Raw genomic sequence first — 22,126 nt, 5'->3', positions numbered from 1 at the left:
ATGTCCGGCACCGAAGCGAAACTTCGCCAATATCTGGAACAAGCCTTCGTCGAATTGCAGGAGGCGCGCAAAGTCACGGAGGAGCCCATTGCGATTATCGGAATGGGATGTCGTTTTCCAGGTGGAATTTCCACACCGGATCAACTCTGGAATCTGTTGATTAACGAGGGCGATACCATTTCGCCCTTTCCGCAGTGGCGTGGGTGGAAAGTCGACGAACTATATGACTCGAATCCCGGCGCGATCGGCAAGTGCTACACGCGCTCGGGCGGATTTCTGCAGGATGCCGACCAGTTCGATGCGGACTATTTCGGTATCGCGGCGCGCGAAGCGTTGAGTATGGATCCGCAGCAACGTTTGCTGCTCGAGACGTCGGTGGAAACAGTCGAGCGCGCCCGCATCGCGCCGAATTCGTTGCACGGCAGTCAGATGGGCGTTTTCATCGGCTGCATGTATAGCGATTACGGCGCGCGCATGATCGGTGTGCCGAGCGATCTGGAGGGCTACATGCAGGTGGGCAGCGCGCCGAGCATCGCGTCGGGGCGAATCGCCTACGCACTGGGTCTCGAAGGGCCGGCATTGACGGTCGACACTGCGTGCAGTTCCTCGCTCGTCGCACTGCATCTGGCGTGTCAATCGCTGCGTCTTGGCGAGAGCACGCTGGCCCTGGCCGGCGGTGTCAGTGTGATGGCGACGCCCTGGCCGTTCATCGAGTTCAGTCGTTTGCGTGGACTCGCGCCAGACGGTCGCTGCAAGCCTTTTTCCGAGGATGCCAATGGCGTCGGCTGGGCTGAAGGTGTGGGCATGCTCATGCTCGAACGTCTGAGTGACGCGCAAAGAAACGGGCGACGGATATGGGCGGTGATCCGTGGATCGGCAGCCAATCAGGATGGGCGCAGCCAGGGTTTGACTGCGCCAAGTGGTGCGGCCCAACGGCGCGTGATTCGCCAGACATTGAGCAATGCGCGCCTGGGAGCGAAAGATATCGATGTCGTCGAGGCCCATGGTACAGGCACAAAACTCGGCGATCCGATTGAGGCGGAAGCGCTTTTCGATACCTATGGCAAGGCACATTCGGCGGATTTGCCGCTTTATCTTGGGTCGATCAAATCGAATCTCGGACACACGCAGGCTGCCGCGGGTATGGCGGGCGTGATCAAGATTGCGCTGGCGTTCCAACGCGAATTGCTGCCTAAGACATTACATGCACGTAGACCTAGTCGACATGTCGATTGGTCGAGCGGTTCGGTGCAGCTCCTGAACGAGCCAGTGCGCTGGCCTGTGGGGCAACGCATACGCCGGGGGGCGGTCTCTGCGTTTGGATTGAGCGGCACGAATGCCCACGTTGTTCTTGAAGAAGCGCCGTCTGCTACGCGGCCGCGAAGCGAACGTGCAGCGCTGCCTGCCGCTTCGTTTGTGCCGTTCGTGCTGTCGGGCAAGTCGATGGCCGCGCTTCGGGCGCAAGCAAGGCAATTGCATGCAATGCTTGCCGATCAGACTGAAATCGATCTGCTCGATTTTGCGTATTCGCTGGCGACAAGTCGTAGTCATTTCGCGTGTCGAGCGGCTATCGTGACGGGTGATCGGCTGACGCTAATGGATGCGCTGGAAAGACTGGCGCGAGGCGAGTCCGCAACCGTGATGCAGACGTGTGACAACGCAAAAGGTGGACGGGTCGCGGTGCTGTTCACTGGACAGGGCAGCCAGTTCTGCGGCATGGGCCGCGATTTGTATGACGCGTTTTCGACTTACCAAAAGAGCTTCGATGCGCTGTGCGAGCAGTTCGCCCCCGTGCTGTCGCGGCCTCTGCGCGAAGTGATATTCGCCGATGCCGGAAGCGCCGACGCAGCGCTGCTGGATCAGACGGCTTATACGCAGCCCGCGCTATTCGCCATGGAAGTCGCGCTCTTTCGGCTGCTGGAGTCGTGGGGGCTGAAACCGGATCTGCTACTCGGCCATTCACTCGGCGAGATATCGGCAGCACATGTCGCGGGCGTACTGCCGTTGGCTGACGCCTGCACGCTGGTCGCGACGCGAGCGAGATTGATGCAGGCGCAAAGGCAGGGCGGCGCGATGGTGTCGCTACAGGCGAGTGAAGAAGAGGTCGACGCGCAACTGCAAGAGCTTGGTCAGCGAGTATCGATTGCAGGAATCAACGGCCCGCATTCGACAGTGATCTCCGGCGACGAGGCACCGGTGCTGGAAATAGCGGCGCATTTTGCTGCGCAAGGACGACGGCATACGCGTCTGAGTGTCAGCCACGCGTTTCACTCGCACCACATGGACGGAATGCTCGACGCGTTCCGCGCGGAACTATCCACACTGACTTTCAATGCGCCGCAAATCGCGGTGGTCACGAACATCGGCGGCAGGATTGCCGTTGAGTCGGAAATGTGCAATCCGGATTACTGGGTCAGGCAGGTGCGTGCCGGAGTGCGTTTCGCGGATGGCGTGCGCACTTTATCGGAGCAAGGCGCGAAGGTGTATCTGGAGATCGGTCCGCAGGCGACGTTAAGCGCTCTAGCGCAGACCTGCGTGGACGAAGAGCGAAGACGCGCGTGTACGTTCCTGTCGACGTCGGGACGTGATCGTCCGGGTGTGGAAGTCTTGCAGAAGGCGCTGGCGGCCCTGCATGTGCAGGGGCATACGCTCGACTGGAAAGCTTTCTTCGAGCCTCATGGAGTGAGCTATATCGACTTGCCAACGTACCCGTTTCAGCGCCAGTCGTATTGGCTTCAAGGACCCAACGATAAGGTTGCGGCCTTTGAAAGCACGATTGAAACAGCTGACGCAGCCCAGTCTTCGCTGCATCCAAGCGCGCATCTGAAGTCTCTCCAGCAACCGGAGCGGAAACGCGTACTCGCGAAGCTCGTTCATTCGACGATTACTGCCGTTATGGGCATCTCTGGAGAGATTGACCCAAGCGATCCGCTTCAGGAGTGGGGACTCGATTCATTGACAGCAATTACGATCCGGGACCGGCTGACCGATGCGCTGGAACTGCCATTGCCCGCCACATTGCTATTCGACGCTCCGAGCGTGCATGAATTGACGGCATGGCTGGAAAGCGCGATCGATCGCGATGAAGCGACGAGTCAATCCGACGAGAATGAAGCGCGTGAAAAATTTGTCGAGTCGGCGCGGAACTTGTCGAGCGCAGTCATTCAATCGCTGGTCGAGAAAGACTATGTAAAGGCGCAGCAATTGCTCGATAGTGCATGCGATGCTCGCCGCGCAGTCGAAGTGAAAGCCGGAGTCGGATCCATTCCATCACCGCGTGTTCAATCTACGATCAGAATTGCGACAGGAGGCGCAGACAAACTGTTTTTCATCGCATCGGCGACGCCAATGGCCGATTTCCATTATTCGCATCTGGGCGAGGCACTGAATAAGCGTTCAGATGACCGGGAGATTATCGTCTGCCCGAACCCAGGGTTCACACACGACACTGCGTTACCGCGGAGCATCGGAGAATTGGCGGACTTTCACGCGCAGACGATATTGGACGCTTGTGGGAGCGAATCGGTTGTAATCGCAGGTCATAGCAGTGGCGGCCTGATTGCACATGCAACGGCGGCGCGCCTGGAATCTCTGGGCAAACAGCCTGAAGCGCTGATCATGTTGGACTCGTACCGATTCGATCTCGCGACACCTGATATGAAGACGGCGCTGCTGGATGCGTTGGGTGAGCGTTGGCGAGGCTTGCCTCCGAACGACAATCAACTGACGGCCATGGCATGGTATCAGCGCCTTTTCGGAAACTGGGTTCCGGAAAAACTGGCAACGCCTGTATTTCTGGTTCATTGCGCCGATCCGTTTTGCCGGACCGCGAACACGGTCGATTTACTGGCGCACTGGGATGCCCTGCAAGGACACGCTCAGGTGCAGGGCGATCATTTTTCGATGATGAAAGAGCATGTCGAGAGCGTGGCGGAATCAATGCACGCATGGCTCGTTATGTCGTCAGCGTCTGGATGCGGGTGACGCCTCGGGTGAAGATTTCTTTTCAAAATCCACGCACGCATCACGGCGACTAGAATACGGGGTTCGCGCAGCGCCGTTATCTATCGACCGCCGGGGCAAACAAATGCTACCGTCGTGAGATGGCCTACAATGCGCCCATCTCGTCGCCACTTTCGGCGGTCGACTCACCGCGATGCCCGGATCATGCCTTCCACAAAATTGACATCAGGTTCAGCTGCCGATGCGCTCGACCGGGCGGCACAGGAAGCCATCGACTGGGAAATCCGCTTGCGTGACGATCGTATCACTGCGGCCGAACGCGAAGCGTTCGACGCGTGGCTACGCACCGATCAGGCGCACGAGGACGCCTGGGCGCGCTTGCAGGAGCGTCTCGGGCGCTTCGGTGCGCTGCAGGGCTCGTCGAGCGACGCGGTGCGTCGTGCGCTGGATGTCCCGTCACGCGGGCGGCGGCGTGCGCTCAAGGCAGGCGTTGGCGTCGCCACGGCCGTGCTAGCCGCCGTGGGCACGCGCGAGATGGTAAAGGCTTTCGCGCTGGACGCCGACTATCGCAACGGCCGGGCGGCGCAACAGCGTATCTCGCTGAGCGACGAGACGCCCCTCACCGTCGGCGCGAGCACGCGTCTCTATACGGCGGACCAGGGGCAGGGGCACGTCTACCTCGCTGCGGGGCAACTCGCTACGGACCAGTCCCGCACGCACTGGCAGCCGATCGTGGTCACGACGCGCGACGCGGCTATCAGCACCGAAGGGGCGCGCGTGAGCGTCGATGTACTGCGCCTGCATACCGTCGTGGCCGTGGAGGGCGGCGACGCGTTGCTTTCCGTGCACGCGGGCAAGCGCGTGCTGATTCCCGACGGCTCGGCCTGGTCGGTGTCTGCCGGGAAAATCGCCCGCTTGCCCGAGACGTCCGCCGACATCTTTTCGTGGACGCAGGGCGCCCTGGTGGTGCTCGACCGGCCGTTCTCCGACGTCGTCGAAACACTCCAGCGCTATTACAGCGGCTATATCCGGTTTCCCGAATCGGCCTACCGCCGGCGCGTGAGCGGTGTGTTTTCGCTCGGCGACATCGAGGCCGCGCTGAGCCAACTCGCTGAAAGCCTTGGGTTTTCGCTGCGCTGCTATGGCAGAGTTCTGGCCGTCGCAACAGAGGCCTGACCTTCGTTTCGCCTCAGACGGCGCGCGCAAAATAATTTCGCGCCGACGGGTGCGGATTTTCCTCCCGAGATGCACAGGTAAGGTAGAGCGTTGAAAAACGCGATCTATTGACCGGGCTTCCGAGAGGAGGAAAGCGTGCTGGACCACATCGACAAGGCCATTCTGGCCGTCCTGCAACAGGACGGCACGCTCGCGGTTTCCGAAATCGCGGAACGCGTGAATCTTTCGAATACGCCCTGCTGGCGGCGCATCCAGAAACTCGAACAGGACGGCGTGATCGCGCGCCGTGCGGTCTTGCTCGACGCGAACAAGATCAATGTTGGCGTGACGGTGCTTGTCGAAATCAAGACTGCCCAGCACACGGCTGCGTGGCTCAAACGCTTCTGCGACGTGGTCGCCACCATTCCCGAAGTGATCGAGGTGTACAGAATGAGCGGTCATATCGACTACATGCTCAAAGTCGTCGTGCCCGATATCGAGGCCTACGACTCGGTGTACCGCAGACTGATCAGCGAAATCGATATTTTCGACGTCAGTTCGAGCTTTTCGATGGAGACCATCAAGTCGACGACGGTTCTGCCGCTCGACTACGTGACGTGATGGGTGAAGGAACGCGAATCCGGTCAGTTCCGGATCGATGGAATCAAATTCTACAGCACAAGAAAACAGCGAATTCTTTTAAAAATTTTTTCCAGCCGCAAGCGATAGACTTTTATCTGTAACGCGTCGTTGCGCATCGCTCGTTTGACGAAGCAGGCGAGAGCGCAGGGCGTTCGAAGATGCACGATTTGCCGCGCCGCGAAGCCGATCGATACGCCAGGCGGGAGAGGCGGACAGCGAATTCGAATGAATAGTAGAACGAATCTAATAAAGTCCAGACGAAAACGAGAAGAAGGGGTTCCTTTGAAGATCAAAAAACAACCGCGTCGTACGTTGGCGATAAGACTCTCCAGCATGGCGATCGCCGCATCGGTTTCGCAGGTTTTTCTGAGCGTGGCCGCTTACGCACAGACGGCGGCGCAGCATAGTTACCATCTCGCGGGCGGTCCGCTCGATCGCACACTCGTGGAAATCGCGAAGACCGCCAACGTTCGCCTGAGCTACGACGCAGCGCTGGTTCAATCGCTCAAGTCCGCGCCGGTCGACGGCACGTATTCGGCGGAAGACGCTATCCGGCAGGCGCTCAAGGGAACGGGCCTCGAGCCGGTCGCGACGCCGGGCGGCGCGCTCACGATCCAGCGCGCGGCGCCCAAAGCCGAGTCTGCCGCGGCGGCCGGTGCGTCGGGCGCTACGGTATCCACGCCGGTGGCTGACGCGACATTGCCGATCATCAGTGTCGCGGCGGACCGCGATTCGGGCGGCACAGGCTTCGTTGCCGAGTCGTCGAACACACTCACGCGCTCCGACGTGCCTTTGTCGGACACGCCGAAGTCGGTGTCGGTCGTCAATGCGGCCGTGATGCAGAGCCAGAACGTGCAGAGTCTCACCGACGTCCTGCGCAACGTTTCGGGCGTCGTGGTCCAGCAAGGTTTGTTCGGCACGCCGACCTATGTCGTGCGTGGTTTCCAGAACAGCGGGTTTACGTCCACGGGGATCACGACGGACGGCACGGCCGCGCACTCGTCGTTCGCCAGTCTCACGCCGACGATTGCGCTCGCCAGCGTCGAAGTGCTCAAGGGGCCGTCCGCGATCGTCAACGGCGACAATCCGCCTGGCGGCGTCGTCAACCTCGTGAAGAAGAAACCGCAGGCCGATCCCTTTCACGAAGTCCAGGTGAGTTACGGTTCGTATGGCGACATGCAACTCGCGTTCGATACCACTGGCGCAATTACGGACGACAAGAAGCTGCGCTATCGCTTCATTGTCTCGGGCGATCGCGCGGGCGAGAGTTCGATGGGCTACGACGGCAAACGCGATCTCTATGTCGCGCCGACCGTCGAATGGAAAGACCGCAGCACGGACGTGACGGTCGGTTACGAGCGCACGGTTGCACGCGCGCCGTTTCCCCAGTTCACCATGGGGTATGCCGCGGGCGATCTCTATCGGCATTACTTCGATCATCCCTTGGGCAATGCGAGCGATCATTTTTCGCTTCAGTCCGATAACGTCTTTTTCAATCTCGAACAGAAACTCGGCGATCAGCTGACTTTCGTGAGCAAGGAGTCGTTCAACAAGTCGCGCCAGGTGCTGCAGGGCTGGGGCCCGCTGACGCCGATTTCGGCCAACGGCACGTCGCTGTTCATGGCGCAGAACGCATTGCAGTATTACTACTCGTGGAATCTGTCCAACTATCTGCGCGCGAAATTCGACATCGGCAAGGTGAAGAATACGGTGATCGTCGGCTGGGATTACACAGCGACGCACTATAACCAGGCCGATGGCTCGAATAGCGGCCAGATGATTCAGACGAGCGTATTCGACCCGTCGCCGTTTCCGGATCTGAGCGATGCGAAGATGCTGCCTTCCTACGGTCTCGGCTGGAAGCAGAATTCGTATTATCTGCAGGAGCAGATGGCGTACGAGAATCTGAATATTCTCGCCTCGATTCGCCGCGATACCTTTATCGAAACCGGCAAGCCCGGCAACACGCAGGCGGCTTATAGCCCGAGCATCGGCATTCTGTACCGGCTGACCGCCGATATCGCGGCGTACGCAAATTACAACCGCGGTTATGCGCCCGCAACGGCTACGAAATATGGCGGCGGTCTCCTGCCACCGCAAATCAGCCAGCAGGCCGAGGTGGGAACGAAATTCAATTTTTTCGACGACAAGCTGAGCGTAACCGCCGCGGCCTATCGTATTTCGTATAGCAACTACAACATCTCCGATCCGCAGCATCCGGGCTATTACCTGTCCGCCGGCGGCGCGGTGAGCCGGGGTTTCGAGCTGGAGGCGACGGGGCAGGTGTATCCGGGCGTCAACATCGTCGCGAGCTATACGTATAACAACTTCAAGCAGCCGTCGAGCGTGACGACGGTCGTGAACCTGCCGAAGAACACCGCGAGCCTCTGGGCGACCTACAACTTCCAGATGCCCGCACTGCACGGGTTGGGCGCAGGCATCGGTCTCTTCTATAGCGGCAGCCAGTACGTGGGCACCGGGAGCGACTATCGCTTGCCGAGCCAGGTGGAGACCGACGTCGGCGTGTTCTATCAGCGCAAAGGTTATGGCCTGAATCTTTCGGTGAAGAACATCTTCAACCGCAATCTGTATGGCAGCACCACGTCGTCGACCTTCGTGCCGATGGGGCCGAGACGCACCATCGTGCTGACCGGTACCTATGACTTCTGATGCGCTCGCGAACGGCGTCCCGGATGCCGTGGCCGACGATGCGTCCGCGCAGGGCGTGAGCTCTGCGCTCTGGCGTCGTCGTGGCATCGCCGCGCTGGTCGTGCTCGCGCACGCTGGGGGCTTGTACGTGGCCTGTCACTCGAGCCGCGTGACGCTCGCGCTGCAGGGTGGCGCGGCAACGGGACCGTCGGTGCATGTCCGGCTGGTTGCCGCGCCCGCGCCGAGACCCGCTGATACGCAACCGGCGCCGCCGCTGCCGAAAATGCCGATCGCGCCCACGGCCCGGAAGAGCGCGCATCCGGTGTTGTCGTCGACGGCGCCCAGTTCGCGCACCGTTCAGGCGGTGCGCGAGGCAGACACGCCGCCTCGTGCCACGCCGAGCACTGCGCCGGCCAGTCCACAAACGGCGCAGACGCAGGAGCATTCGGAACAACAGTCTCAACAGCAATCTCAACCGCAGACGCAGTCTGCGCAGGACAGCGGCGCGACGCAGCACGCGGCAGCGCCGAATCTGCTGGCCGGGCCGCAACCGATCAGCGCGGGCGAACTCCAGCAACTCGGTTGCCAGATGCCGCGCCCCGACTATCCGGCGAAAGCGAAACGGCTCGAACAGGAAGGCACCGTGATGGTGAATCTCGTGATCGGCACCGATGGCGCCGTGACGGCGGCGCGCGTCGCACACAGCAGCGGATCGGCGTTGCTCGATGCGGCGGCGCTGGCTGCAATTCGTGCCGGGCGTTGCCATCCGTTCGAAACCGCCGGAATTGCGCGCGTGGTGGAAGCGACCCAGCCGGTCGCGTTCTCGCTGAACAACTGAACTCGTAACGATTGGACTCCAACATGGAACAGTACGGCATCGCCAACGTCTGGCATCAGGGTGATTTCGTCACCCGCTTCATCTTCGTTTTCCTGCTCGGAATGTCGATCGTTTCCTGGTTCGTCATTCTCACCAAGGGGTTTGCGAATCGCCGGCTCCAAGCGCTCGGTAAGCGCGCACAACTGCGTTTCTGGTCGATGCCGTCGATCGACGAGGGCATCGCCGTGCTCGGCGAACGCGCGGAAAATCCGTATCGTGCGATCGCACTGGCCGGACGCGAGGCGAACGCGCAGCACGCCGGCAACGAACCATCGATGCAGGGCAGCCTGAGCGCGAGCGAGTGGATCGCGCGCGGCCTGCGCAATGCCTTCGACGACGAAGTCGCGCGCCTGCAGAACGGTCTCGCGGTGTTGGGTTCAATCGGCAGCACCGCGCCCTTCGTCGGTCTGTTCGGCACGGTGTGGGGCATCTATCACGCGCTCATGGCGATCGGCGCCTCGGGGCAGGCGAGTCTCGATCACGTCGCGGGGCCCGTCGGCGAATCGCTCATCATGACCGCCGTTGGCCTGTTCGTCGCGATCCCCGCCGTGCTCGGTTTCAATTACGTCAATCGCGGCAACAAGCGCGTCAGTCATCGCCTGAACCGATTCGCGCACGAACTGCACGTGTACCTCGTGACTGGCGCGAAGGCACGCAGCGAAGGCACGCGCGCGGTCAGCGAAGCCGCGGCGAACAAGCCTGCCGCCGCGCATCTCGCCGCCTGAAGGAGCCGCCATGTCGATCATTACCGATGGCAGCGAAGAAGGCGTGGTCAGCGATATCAACATGACGCCGCTCATCGACGTCATGCTCGTTCTGCTGATTATTTTCATCGTCACGCTGCCGGTCATCAACAAGGCGGTCAAAGTCGATCTGCCGCGTGCAATGGCGCAACCGGAGGCCGCGCGAACGCAGGACATCGATCTGTCGATTCTGCCGGACAAGACGGTGCTCTGGAACAAGGAGCCCGTGGACGACGCCACGCTGAAAGCGCGCGTGGCCGCCGCCGCCGCGCAAGCCGAGCCGCCCGCCGTGAACGTGAACGCGGACCAGCACGTCGAGTACGGCAAGGTAGCGGTCGTGCTCGCCGACCTGCAAGGCGGCGGTCTCAACCAGATCAATTTCGTCATGCAATCGCCTGGGCCCACGCCATGAGCGCGAATCGGGCTTTTCCCAAGGATCGCGCCGAAGACGCGCACGCGCGCCGCCGCTTTCCGGCGGTCTGGGCGCTGCTGACGCCGTATTGGCGCACGCGCGACGGGATGATTTCCTTGCTGATGCTTGCGGTGGTCATCGCGTCGAGCTGGACGCACACTTACGTGATGCTCTGGAGCAACAACTGGACCGGCACGTTCTACGACGCGATCGGCGGGTCTCATTTTCAGTTGCTGCCGCCGTTGCTGGGACAGTTTCTCGTCGTGGCGATGATCAGCGCCGTGATCCAGATCTCAGGCGTCGTGCTGCACGAGATCGTGCAGATACGCTGGCGCCGTTGGCTGACGACCTGGCTCGTCGAGCGATGGCTAGAACGCCATTGCTATTACCGTATCGAGCGTGATCGCGCGCTCGAAAACGTCGATCAGCGTATTGCAGAGGATGCCAAACTATTTGTCAACGACACGCTGTCACTCGTCATGGGCTTTCTGTCCGTGCCGGTGAGCGTGGTGTCGTTCAGCGTCGTGTTGTGGCGTCTGGGCGGCGCACTGCATTTCACGTTCAATGGTTCGGCTTACATGATGCAGGGTTACCTCGTGTTCGCTGCCTTCGCCTATACGGCGATTATTTTCACGGCGACCCATTATCTGGGACGCCGCCTGATTACGCTGACGGCGAAGCAGCATCGCGTAGAGGGCGATTTTCGCGTGATGATGGTGCGCGTGCGCGAGTTCGCCGAGCAGATCGCGTTTTTCGACGGGCGGCAACCGGAACGTCACCGGCTGGGCAACGCGTTTCGATTCGTGGTGGCGAATCTTTATGAAACGCTCTGGGTGAACACGCGTTTGATGATGTTCACGAATGTGGTCGGCCAGGTGAGTTCGGTGATTCCGACGCTGCTGGTGCTGCCGCAACTGATGTCCGGGTCGCTCACGCTTGGCGGCTTGATGAAATCGAACGGCGCGTTTTCTTCGGTGACGGGGTCACTGGCGTTCTTTCCGCAGGTGTATCCGACCTTTACATCGTGGCGCGCGGAAGCCAACCGTCTTCGTGAATATCTCTACGTCGACGAACTGCAGATCGAAAGCGGCATCACGGTGCGCGCGAACGAGCGCGGCGAAATCGCCGTGCGCGGCTTGCGCCTGCAGGACGCACAAGGCAAACCACTGGCGCGCGTGCCCGATTTCACCATCGAGGCCGGGCAGCGCTGGATCGTGCGCGGTCCCTCAGGCTGCGGAAAAAGCACTTTGCTGCGCGTGCTCGCGGGACTCTGGCCGTATGGCGAAGGCAGTGTGACGCGGCCTGCGTGGCCAGCGTTTTTTGTGCCGCAACGCAGCTATCTTCCGCCAGGTTCGCTAAAGGCCGCCATGACGTACCCGAATGACCCGTCGGGCTACCTCGACAGCGAATGTGAAGCGGTGCTGCGCGATTGCGGACTCGAACCCTACGCGCAGTCGCTGCACGAGGAAGATCGCTGGGGCTCGCGACTTTCCGGTGGCGAACAACAACGTGTGGCGTTCGCGCGCGTGCTGCTCGCGCGGCCGTCGACGATCGTGCTCGACGAATGCACGTCCGCGCTCGATACGAACAGCGAACGCGCGCTGTATCGGCTGCTGCTCGAACGCATGCCTTACGCGACGATCATCAGCGTGGCGCATCGCAAGGAACTGCTCGAGTTTCACGACCACGTGCTCGATTTTCCGGAGCGCGCGCCCGTTGCGGGCAGCCCGTCCGTCCGGCTGGCCTATCGCGCAGAGGGTGAACGTATTTGAATGCCCCGTTCGGCGGAAATGTCGAACGGCGAACATGGCGATAACGCAAGGATCAATGATGAGTGAATTAAAGGAAGTCACGCAGGAGACATTCGAGGCCGATGTCATCGCGCACGGCCGCCCCGTGCTGATCGATTTCTGGGCGCCGTGGTGCGGCCCGTGCAAGGCGCTCGCGCCGACGCTCCGTAAATTGAGCGAGCAGTATGCGGGTGAGGTCGACTTCGTCAAGGTGAACGTCGACGAGCATGCCCCCGTGCGCGATCGCTTCGGCGTGCGCGGCATTCCGACGCTGATCCTGCTGCAAGGCGAAGCGGAGCTGGGGCGTGTGGTGGGCAACCGTTCGGCCTCGCAACTTGCCGGTTTTATCGACGGTTGTCTGGGCACGACGACGGCGCTGCCCGCGGCGCTGTCCATCGCGTCCAACGCGTTCGGCGGCGAGGCCGCATTCAAGCAGGCGCGCCTGGATGCGCTGCATGAGCATATCGAACGCAAGCGCGCCGCGCCGGGCGAGCCGATGTGGGACGGCGAAGAAAGCGGCGCGCTCCAGTTCGTGGCGCAATCCACCGATATCGATGAAGCGGCGAGCAAGCTCGGGATTTCCGCCGATGTGCTGGGCGTGGCGGAGTCGCTGTCGAGTTATCACGGCACGCATCTGGGCGCTGCCGCGTTCATCGAGCAGTGGCTCGAAAGCGTCCGGCCCGGTGCGGATCTTTCGGTGCTGCATCGCCGCTTGCTGGTGGCGATCTTGCACAGCGCGGAATTCGATGCACTGCTCGGCGACGATACCGCGTTGTCGGCCGTTCGCGATGCGCTGGCCGTACTTCACGACCCGGCGCAGACCGACGCGCGCACGGATGCGTTCACCGCACAACTCGCGCAGGTCGACGCTGCGTTGTCGCGTGTCGAAGCGAAAGAAAGCGATCCGCGTTACGCGGCGCGCGTCGCGCTGTTGAAAACGCTGGCGCAACGGCTCAACGACGTCGCATTGACGACCGATCTGATCGCTGCTGTCACGCGCGAGAAATGGCGTGAGCTGCGCGAGACGGTTGGCTGGACCGCTGAGGATGACCGTCGCCACGTTGCGCTCATGGAAACGTTGTGGAAACAGGCGCAAGAGCGTGGCGAGACCCCGCTCGGCAACGGCGAACTCGCGGCGCGGGCGGCGCGGCACGATCCGGAACTGATCCGGCGGTTTCACGCGCATTACGACGAAGGCACGCGTTACTCGGGCGCGGTGGGAAGCGCAATCGGCGCATGGCTGATTCGCCTGACGCGGGAGGCGGCATGAGCGTCGAGGCCGACGCGCGCGGACTGTCGCTTGTCGAAACGGTGGCAGCGCTTGAAGATGCCGCCGCTCGCGCGCTGGATCTCGCGCGTCGCGCCGGCGCGGACGCAGCGCGCATCGAGATCACGCGTGCGCAGTCGAGTCTCGCGATGGTGCGCGATCGCGTTCCGAGCGAAAAGAGCGTGCGCGCGGGCTCGGACATCTCGATCACCGTGTACAGCGAAGGGCGGCGGGCGGCGACGAGCCTGACCGACCTGTCGTCGGCAGCGCTGAAAAATGCGATTGACGCGGCATTGGATTTTGCAGTCGTCACCGCGGCGGACGCTGCCGGCGGTCTCGCGAGCGAGGCGCAATGGGCGCAGGACCCGGGCGTCGACCTCGATCTGTATCACCCGCTCGATCTGCATCCTGACGACATGATGGCCTGGGCGCAGCGCGCCGAAGATGCGGCGTTTGCGTCGGATCCACGCGTCGCAACGTCGAACGGTGCGAGTTACGCCACGATGTCGGGCGTCACGCTGCTCGCGACCAGCAACGGATTTTGCCGCGCGGCACCGTGGTCGACGCATTCGATCACGTGCGCGCCCGTGGCGGCCACCGACGGCGAGAAGCAACTCGGCTACTGGGGCGAAGTGGCGCGCGCAGCGGACAACCTCGAAGCGCCCGAATCGGTCGGCGAGCGTGCTGCCGCGCGTGCCTGCGGACGGCTCGGAGGACGGCAGATTCCGACTCAACGCAGCGCGATCCTGTTCGAGCCGGCGGCTGCGGTGTCGCTGCTCGGCGAGTTCGTTGCGGCTGCGTCCGGCGAGGCGCTGTATCGCTCGGCGTCCTTTCTCGGCAAACGGCTCGATACGCCGTTGTTCGGTGGCCATATCCGCATCGGCGAAGACCCGTTTGTCGCGCGTGGAATGGCAAGTCGTTATTACGACGCGGATGGCGTGGGCGGTTCGAGACGGCTGGTGGTCGAAGACGGCGTGCTGCGCGGCTTCTTTCTCGGCCTTTACGCTGCGCGCAGGCTCGGCATGACGCCAACAGGAAACGGTTTCGGTCCGCACAATCTCGACGTGCGCAGCACGCGCACGATGCCGGGCGACGACTTCGCCACGATGCTCGCGAAACTCGATCGCGGCCTGCTCGTCACCGAGATGGCGGGCGGCGGCGTCAACCGTCTGACCGGCGACTTTTCGCGCGCGGCCAAGGGCTTCTGGGTGGAAAACGGCGAGATCCAGTTCCCTGTCACGGGTGTCACGGTCGCATCGAATCTCGATGCGATGTTCGCGGGGCTACAGGCCGTCGGTAACGATGCGCGCACGTTTGGCGGCATGCGCACCGGCTCCTGGCTGATCGACGCCATGCAGATCGGCGGCACGTGAGCCACTCGGTCCGCTCGTCATTTTCCGGCGCGCGCTGGCTCGCAGCAGTGCGCCGCCTTCACACGACATGCTCGACATGAACACAAGACCCCAAGCGGCCTCGCCGCAACTCCCTGCCGGTGACGTGCGGACACGCGCGCGCGCCACGCTGCTCGAACGCAACGGCATCGACGAATCGCATCTGCTCGGCGCGCTCTCACTGGCGCTGGGCCACAGTGGCGAATTCGCCGACCTGTATCTCAAGGAGACGACTGCGGAATCGTGGTCGCTCGAAGGCGGCCAGGTGCGCGGCGGGGCGTATCGCTACGACGCGGGCTTCGGTCTGCGCGTGCTGCGCGGCGAAGAGGCGACCTTCGCCAGTTCGCAGAAGATCGACGCCGATGCACTACGCGCGATTCCGCGCGCGATCCGGCGCGCGGGCGAGGACCCTGCGCCGCGCGCCATGCCGTCGGCGATGCATCGCGCGCCCACACATGCGCTCTATGTGCCGCAAGCGCCGTTCGATGCGGTCAATGCCGCGCAGAAGCTCGCGTTGCTCAAACGCGTCGACGAATGGGCGCGCGCCCGCGATCCGCGCGTCGTCGAGGTCAACGCCACGCTGGCGGCGACGCACGAGACCGTCTGGCTCGCGCGCTGCGACGGGCTCAACGCCGGCGACGTGCGTCCCATGCTGAATCTCGCGATCAGCGTGCAGGTGCAGTCCGGCGCGCGCAGGGAGCGCGCGAGCGGCGGCATCGGCGGGCGCTACGGCCTGCACGACTGGACCGACGACGAACTCAAGGCGCTCGTGCACGAGCGCGTCGATGCGGCGCTGATCAAGCTCGACGCGCGCGCGGCGCCGGCCGGCAAGATGAGCGTGGTCGTGGGGCCGGGCTGGAATGGCGTGTTGCTGCACGAGGCCGTGGGACACGGTCTCGAAGCGGATGGCATCCGCCGCAACACGTCGACATTCGCGGGCCGTCTGGGCGAGCGCGTGGCCGCGCGCGATGTCACGATCGTCGACGACGGCACGCTGCGCGGAAGGCGCGGCTCGCTCAACATCGACGATGAAGGCAACGCCACGCAACGCACCGTGCTGATCGAAGACGGCGTGTTGTGCGGCTACATGCAGGACTCACTGAACGCGCGGTTGATGGGCGCGAAGCCGACGGGCAACGGCCGCCGCGAAAGTTACGCGGTGATGCCCATGCCGCGCATGACGAACACCTTCATGCTCAACGGCACGCTGGAGCGCGACGAAATCGTCGCGTCGGTGAAGCATGGGCTCTACGTGGCTGGTCTCGAAGGCGGACAGGTGGACATCGCGAGCGGTCAGTTCGTGTTCGAGGCATCCGAGGCGTTTCTGATCGAAAACGGCCGCATCACCGCGCCGGTCAAAGGCGCGACGATCACCGGCAATGGCCCGCAGACGCTGCGCCAGATCAGCCTGGTCGGCAACGATCTCGCGCTCGATGCGGGGCGAGCGGTGTGCGGGAAGGCGGGGCAGTCGGTGCCGGTGAGCGTCGGTCAGCCGACCGTGCGCGTGGATGGCATGACCGTGGGCGGCACGGCCTGACGAGCGAGTCCGCGGCGCGCTCCCGGCGCTCACGGAACTCAGGTGAAACTCACGCCGCCAGGTAACATTTCGCGAGTGCGCTCGCGAGATATTTGCGGACCATGCTGGGCGAGACGCCGAGCCGTTCGGCGATTTCGGTCTGCGTGAGCCCGTCGATCTGGCTCAGGATGAAGGCGCTTTTGGCGTTCGCGGAGAGGCCGTCCAGCGCCTGATCGACGAGCATCAGCGCCTGGCTTACTTCGGCGATCGACTCCGCGGAGGGCGCATAGTTTTCTTCGCGCACGGCCAGGTGGTCGAGATACGCGCGTTCGAGATCGCGGCGCCGCCACATCTCGAAGGTGAGCCGTTGGGCAATGACGGTCAGCAGGGCGCGCGGTTCGCGAACCGTGCGCGGATCGTCGACGCCCGCCAATTCCACGAACGACGACGACGCCAGATCCTCAGCGTCCGCAGGCGACCCGACCCGGCGCTGAATCTTCGATTTCAACCAGGCGTAGCTGGCGCGGAACTCGGTCGCGAGCCATGTGCCGTGCGAGGCGGCACGCGGCGTGTCCTGAACAAGGTCGAGCGGTGGCCGGGTGGCCGACGGGCGGGACATCATCTAACACCATTTTTTGAGTGGCGACCAGGCGCACGGGACGCGCACGGATTCGCGTTGCGTGAACGCGATTTTCGCGCAACGTTCAGGTTTGAGTTTGCCATTCCAAAAAACAAATGTAATGGGGAAAAGCGTGGCTTGCGCGACAAGCCGCGGCTTCTGGCACCGGGAGTGAGGATGAATTATCGCAGTGCCGGGCAGTCACGCTAAATGATCATTCGCGCATAGCAAATGCCCGTTCCGGGCTGCATTGAAAGCCGGGTTCTTCTCGTGGAGGGAAGGTCGCGGTTGCCTCAGCCAGCGGCGAGTGGCCGTCGATAGTGTCTGCCGCTGACCGGCGACGCAATCCCGGGGTGTTTGCAGCGCAAAGCAAAAACACGCCGATCACAGCGCTGTGAATCGCTATATCTTTAAGGCGTAATTCGACCGCTCAAAAAGTTGCCAGCCGAAAGCCGTTTTGAACGTGATCGCTTTGCGACGACTCAATGAGCCTCGTCGAGGCACTGATTGCGCAATGCCCGCCACAAGTTCACTAACATCCCCAATTCATTTTTCGCCAACCCAACTCGCACCACCTATAACTCACGTCTTCCATCGATGAGATACGATTAACCAGCTAGAGAGTTAGCATGCGACGGCAGCGCAGTTCACGCCCGCCGAAACAATCCAGAATGCATTAATCCGGTTTGTCTGAAAACGCAAACTCGATCTTCACGTTGTTGACCGGGCCTGCCTATGCTCACGCATCTGCTGGTAGTGGACGACGATGTCGACATTGTTGAATTGCTGCGCCGCTATTTCTCCACAAATGGATTTCATGTGAGTTCGGCCAGCAACGGCGCGCAAATGCGCAAAATCCTGCGCGCCGAGCCGGTCGATTTCGTGATACTCGATCTCGGCCTCCCCGACGAGGACGGGCTCGTGCTGGCGGGCTGGTTGCGCGAGAACTGGAGCGGACCTTTCATCATGCTAACGGGCCGCAGCGATACCGTCGATCGCATCGTTGGCCTGGAACTCGGCGCCGACGACTACGTCACCAAGCCCTTCGATCTGCGCGAACTGCTCGCGCGCGTGCGCAGCGTGATGCGTCGCTCGGATCGTCAGGTTGCGCAGGGCGCGCAAAGCACACGGCTTGTTTTCGAGGACTTCACGCTCGACCTGACTTCGCGCACGCTGACCCGCGGCGGCGGCGTGGACGTGCCGCTCACCACGTCCGAATTCAATCTGCTGCAGGCTTTCGCCGAGCATCCGAACCAGGTGCTCTCGCGCAGCCAGCTCATGATGCATACGCGCGGCAACGACGTGGGCGCCTTCGACCGCTCGGTGGACGTGCAGGTCGGCCGTCTACGCCGCAAGATTCTGGCGCACGGGCAACCGGACATCATTCGCGCGGTTCGCGGCGTGGGTTATCTCTTCGTGCCGAAGGTGACGGCGTCATGAGCGCGGCCCAGCCGTTGCCGCCACCGTCGCCCGCGGACTTCTACTCCTTGCTGCTCGAGGCGGTGCCCGACGCGCTGATCACGATCGACGGCACCGGTCGTATCGTCTATGCGAACGCCGAGGCGGCGCGGATCTTCGGCTATGACGGCGACATGCGCGGCACGCCGATCGAGTCGCTGATCCCGCTGGAATGGCGCGATGAACACCGCAAACTGCGCGCCCGTTATATGGACGAGCCGAGCGTGCGTCCGATGGGCGTGCATTTCGAGGTGCAAGGTTTGCGTGCCGACGGCCTGTCGTTTCCCGCCGAGGTGGCGCTCGGGCCGCTGCGGACGTCGGCGGGCATGTTCTATAACGCGTCGATTCGCGATCTCAGCGGCACGCGCATCGAGCGCCAGGCTTTGCGGCGCGCGCGCTACGACGCGCTGGAGGTGCAGGCGAGCCGCACGATTCTCGACAGCGCCGACTACGCGGCGGCCATCGACGATGTGCTCGCGCTGACCGCGCGTACGCTCGATGCGCCGTCTGCGGTCGTGCTGATCGGCGATGCGAGCCGTCCGCGCGCGAAGCTGCATGTCTCGGCGGATCTCAGCCGCGGTCTGCTCGACGGAATCGTCGCGAAGGCGGAGCGGATCGTGTCGCTCGCGGTCGTCGAGCCGCAGGAGGCGGCGTCAGGCGATGCAGCGCTTTCCAGCGACGTGCGCCCCGATGCCACCGGCGGCGTGTTCGGCCGACTGCGCGCGGCGTTTCCGTCGCTGGGCGAGGCCGGTTACGCCGATGCGCTGATCGTCGCGCTCAGCGATCGCAACGAATCGCTGGGCTTCATGCTCGTGCTCTCGCGTCAACGCGCGTATTTCGATCACGATCGCCGCCACGTTCTGCAATCGATCGGGAATATGCTCGCGGCGGCGGTGCAGCGCGGACGCAGCGAAGCGCAACTTGCACAGGCGCAGCGCCTCGATGCGCTCGGCCAGCTGACCGGCGGCATCGCGCACGACTTCAACAATCTGCTCACGGTGATTTCCGGCAATCTGCAACTGCTCGAAGGCGCGGTGGACGACGACTCCGCGCCGCTGCTCGCCAGCGCCGCGCGAGCGGTCGAACGCGGCGCGGCGTTGACCGAGCGTCTGCTCGCCTTTTCGCGCCGCAGGCAGTTGCTGCCGCGCACGATCTGGCCCGCGCAATTGCTCGGCGATCTGGAAACGATGCTGCGTCGTACGCTCGGGGCGCAGATCTCGCTGCGCGTCGACTGTCCGCGCGACATCGCGGCGGTCTTCGCCGACCCGGGCGAACTCGAAGCCGCGCTCGTCAATCTCGCGCTCAACGCACGCGATGCCATGCCCAACGGCGGCAGCCTGACGATCTCGGCGCGCGAGCGCGTGATCGGGCCCGCGCAGCGCGCGCCCATGCCCGAGGGTCGCTATGTGATTTTCTCGGTGGCCGACACCGGCACCGGCATGACGCCCGAGGTGCTCGAACATGTCTTCGAGCCGTTCTTCAGCACCAAGCCGAAAGGCAAGGGCAGCGGCATGGGCCTGAGCATGGTGCACGGTTTCGTGCGTCAGTCGGGCGGTCATGTCGAGATCGAAAGTCAGCCTGGCGAAGGCACCATCGTGCAGCTCTGGCTGCGTGCCGCCGATCCCGCTGACACCGCCGCATCGGCGCAAACCGGACGCGCTCAGGCTGACGAAACCGGCGCGGCGTCGCGCAGCGCAAAGGAAACCGTGCTGGTGGTGGAAGACGAGCCCGAGGTGCTTCAGCTCGCGCTGGCTTTCCTGCATACGCTTGGTTATCGCACGTTGAGCGCCAGCGACGCGGACGGCGCGCTCGCGCAACTGAAGGCGCATCCGCGCATCGATGTGCTGTTCACGGACGTGGTGCTCGGCGTCGGGCCGTCGGGCCTCGAACTGGCGACGCGCATGCAGGCGCGACGCAAGGGGCTGGCGGTCCTGCTGACGTCGGGCTATGAATTCGACGCCGCGCGCCTCGCGCCGAATTCGTTCGAGCTGCTACGCAAGCCGTATCGGCGGGAGCGGCTGGGCGAGGCGTTGCGGCGCGTGATCCGGCGTGCGCGCGAGCAGGCCGGATAAAGCGGTATCGCTGCGGTATCGAGGACGTATCGAGACCGCGCGGCGCGATCATGTCGGCGCGGACACACACTGACATAAACCGACACAATCCCGGCATCACCGTGTTGCAGGGCAGGTTTTAAATAGAGCGTAAGCCGAGGGGACGAACGAACATAACCCGGGGCGGACTCAACTAACCCTGAACACGGAGAGGTGATTTCGATGAATGCGATCAAGAAAGTGCTTGCGGTAGCGGTGATGGCGATCCCCATGGCGGCGTTCGCGCAGACCACCAGCGTGACCTTCACCGGCAAGGTGGTGGCCGAAACCTGCACGGCGACGATCAACGGTTCATCGGATGCCACCATCACGCTGCCCACGGTGGCGACGACCGATCTCAACGCGGCGGGCGCGACGGCGGGGCTGACGCCCTTCACGATCGACCTGGCCGACTGTACGGCGCCGTCTTCGGCCGCGGGCGACCAGTTGATCAACGTGGTGTTCAACGCGCAGAACCTGACGACGGCGGGCAACCTCGGCAACACGTCCGACGCCGCCAACGTCGCGGTCCAGATCACCACGGACGATGCGGGCACGGCCGTCGCCGACATGTCGGGCGCAACCGGCACGCCGGGTCTCACGCTGCCGGTGGGCTCGACCAGCACCAGCGCAACCTACGGGGCGCGCTACGTGGCCGAGGACGGCGCGGCAGGGGCGGGCGCGGTGAACGCGGTCGCGAACTACACGCTCGAATATCTCTGATAGTCGGGTGAGCAGCTAGCAGGCAGATCGGCCGGGGCATCGTCCCCGACGATCGACGGATAGACAGGCAGGCCGGCACGCAGGTGTCGGCCTGCCTGCGTCGCATTGTGGCAGAACGTGCTGTGCATTCTTGAGGAAGACTCATCATGCCTAAGGTACCTGTCAGATCCGCTGGTTGGCTGCGCCTCGTTGCCTGCATGTTGGCGGGCATGCTCGCGAGCGGACTCGCCGTGGCGAGCGTGACGATGGTCGGCACGCGGGTGATTTATCCCGGCGACGCGCGCGAGGTCACGGTGCAGTTCAACAACCGCGACGCCCACGCGAATCTCGTGCAGGTCTGGCTCGACACGGGCAACGATAAATCGACGATCGAGACCGCCGACGCGCCCTTCGCGGTCACGCCGCAAATTTTCCGCATGAATGCCCACACCGGGCAGATGGTGCGCATCGTGTTCACGGGCAGCGATCTGCCGTCGGATCGCGAAACGATGTTCTTCCTCAATTTCAGCCAGATTCCGGCCACGCGCGCATCGTCGCAGGGCAGCAACAAGCTCGTGCTGATGTTCGGCAGCCGTCTGAAGCTTTTTTACCGACCGAAAGGGTTGAGCGGGTCGCCGGCGGAGTTGCCGGGCAAGATGACGTTCGCGCGCGGCGAGGCCAATGGCAAGCCGATGCTTCACGTCGACAATCCCACGCCCTGGTACGCGGTCGTGCGCGAGGCGGTGTTGCTCGACGGCACGCAGCAAACGGTGCTCGCGCGCGCGGCGGTGATCGCGCCGAAATCGGCGGTCGACTGGGCGCTGCCCGCCGCGGGCGCGGCCCGCAGCGGCA

Annotated in this window: 16 protein-coding genes; 15 read left to right on the top strand and 1 reads right to left on the bottom strand. The window is 63.2% G+C overall.

All coding sequences use genetic code 11. The annotated features are described in order from the left end of the window. The 11 genes from G3N97_RS10185 to tldD all read left to right on the top strand — a co-directional run bounded on the left by G3N97_RS10185 (position 1) and on the right by tldD (position 16,426). Entirely contained in the window at positions 1 to 3,984 is a 3,984-nt protein-coding gene (locus G3N97_RS10185; protein WP_205993099.1) for a type I polyketide synthase, read from the top strand. Positions 3,985 to 4,113: 129 nt separating this feature from the next. Then, positions 4,114 to 5,139, top strand: a complete 1,026-nt coding sequence (locus tag G3N97_RS10180) for a DUF4880 domain-containing protein (RefSeq protein ID WP_241030509.1) — start codon at positions 4,114 to 4,116, stop codon at positions 5,137 to 5,139. A gap of 138 nt (positions 5,140 to 5,277) precedes the next feature. After that, positions 5,278 to 5,739, top strand: a complete 462-nt coding sequence (locus tag G3N97_RS10175) for an Lrp/AsnC family transcriptional regulator (protein ID WP_205993111.1) — start codon at positions 5,278 to 5,280, stop codon at positions 5,737 to 5,739. Between the two features lie 354 nt (positions 5,740 to 6,093). Next, the gene (locus G3N97_RS10170) at positions 6,094 to 8,430 is read left to right on the top strand and encodes a TonB-dependent receptor (RefSeq protein ID WP_241030508.1); all 2,337 of its coding nucleotides are present in this window, start codon (positions 6,094 to 6,096) and stop codon (positions 8,428 to 8,430) included. After that, on the top strand, positions 8,420 to 9,247 hold the full coding sequence (locus G3N97_RS10165; RefSeq protein ID WP_205993096.1) for an energy transducer TonB: 828 nt from the start codon (positions 8,420 to 8,422) through the stop codon (positions 9,245 to 9,247). Before G3N97_RS10170 ends, G3N97_RS10165 begins: the two co-directional genes overlap by 11 nt. A gap of 23 nt (positions 9,248 to 9,270) precedes the next feature. Further along, complete coding sequence (locus G3N97_RS10160) at positions 9,271 to 10,011, top strand: MotA/TolQ/ExbB proton channel family protein (RefSeq protein ID WP_205993095.1); 741 nt, start codon at positions 9,271 to 9,273, stop codon at positions 10,009 to 10,011. A gap of 10 nt (positions 10,012 to 10,021) precedes the next feature. Continuing rightward, the gene (locus G3N97_RS10155) at positions 10,022 to 10,441 is read left to right on the top strand and encodes a biopolymer transporter ExbD (protein ID WP_205993094.1); all 420 of its coding nucleotides are present in this window, start codon (positions 10,022 to 10,024) and stop codon (positions 10,439 to 10,441) included. Next, entirely contained in the window at positions 10,438 to 12,213 is a 1,776-nt protein-coding gene (locus G3N97_RS10150; RefSeq protein ID WP_205993093.1) for an ABC transporter ATP-binding protein/permease, read from the top strand. Before G3N97_RS10155 ends, G3N97_RS10150 begins: the two co-directional genes overlap by 4 nt. 58 nt (positions 12,214 to 12,271) lie before the next feature. Continuing rightward, positions 12,272 to 13,501 carry a thioredoxin gene (gene trxA / locus G3N97_RS10145; protein ID WP_241030507.1) on the top strand — a complete coding sequence of 410 codons (1,230 nt, stop codon included), beginning with the start codon at positions 12,272 to 12,274 and terminating at the stop codon, positions 13,499 to 13,501. Next, the gene (locus G3N97_RS10140) at positions 13,498 to 14,871 is read left to right on the top strand and encodes a metallopeptidase TldD-related protein (RefSeq protein ID WP_205993091.1); all 1,374 of its coding nucleotides are present in this window, start codon (positions 13,498 to 13,500) and stop codon (positions 14,869 to 14,871) included. The genes trxA and G3N97_RS10140 overlap by 4 nt, the downstream gene beginning before the upstream one ends. Before the next feature lie 76 nt (positions 14,872 to 14,947). Next, positions 14,948 to 16,426: a metalloprotease TldD gene (gene tldD, locus G3N97_RS10135; RefSeq protein WP_205993090.1), complete on the top strand. Its 1,479-nt coding sequence runs from the start codon at positions 14,948 to 14,950 to the stop codon at positions 16,424 to 16,426. Positions 16,427 to 16,475: 49 nt separating this feature from the next. Here tldD and G3N97_RS10130 read toward each other — a convergent pair whose 3' ends face one another. After that, on the bottom strand, positions 16,476 to 17,024 hold the full coding sequence (locus G3N97_RS10130) for a sigma-70 family RNA polymerase sigma factor (protein WP_241030506.1): 549 nt from the start codon (positions 17,022 to 17,024) through the stop codon (positions 16,476 to 16,478). A 735-nt stretch (positions 17,025 to 17,759) separates the two neighbouring features. Here G3N97_RS10130 and G3N97_RS10125 point away from each other — a divergent pair. The 4 genes from G3N97_RS10125 to G3N97_RS10110 form a co-directional block, all read left to right on the top strand. Continuing rightward, positions 17,760 to 18,464: a response regulator gene (locus G3N97_RS10125; RefSeq protein WP_241030505.1), complete on the top strand. Its 705-nt coding sequence runs from the start codon at positions 17,760 to 17,762 to the stop codon at positions 18,462 to 18,464. Further along, positions 18,461 to 20,554, top strand: coding sequence for an ATP-binding protein (locus G3N97_RS10120; protein WP_205993088.1), 2,094 nt, complete (start codon positions 18,461 to 18,463; stop codon positions 20,552 to 20,554). The genes G3N97_RS10125 and G3N97_RS10120 overlap by 4 nt, the downstream gene beginning before the upstream one ends. Positions 20,555 to 20,755: 201 nt before the next feature. Then, positions 20,756 to 21,295 (top strand): fimbrial protein, encoded by a 540-nt coding sequence (locus G3N97_RS10115; protein ID WP_205993087.1) that lies wholly within the window; start codon positions 20,756 to 20,758, stop codon positions 21,293 to 21,295. A gap of 146 nt (positions 21,296 to 21,441) precedes the next feature. Beyond that, positions 21,442 to 22,126: molecular chaperone (locus G3N97_RS10110; RefSeq protein WP_205993086.1), on the top strand; the 685-nt coding region annotated here is incomplete at its 3' end.

It is taken from the genome of Paraburkholderia sp. Ac-20347, from assembly GCF_017104805.1.
In the GTDB taxonomy this organism is placed as follows: domain Bacteria; phylum Pseudomonadota; class Gammaproteobacteria; order Burkholderiales; family Burkholderiaceae; genus Paraburkholderia; species Paraburkholderia tropica.
This window is presented reverse-complemented; position numbering and strand designations above follow the sequence as displayed.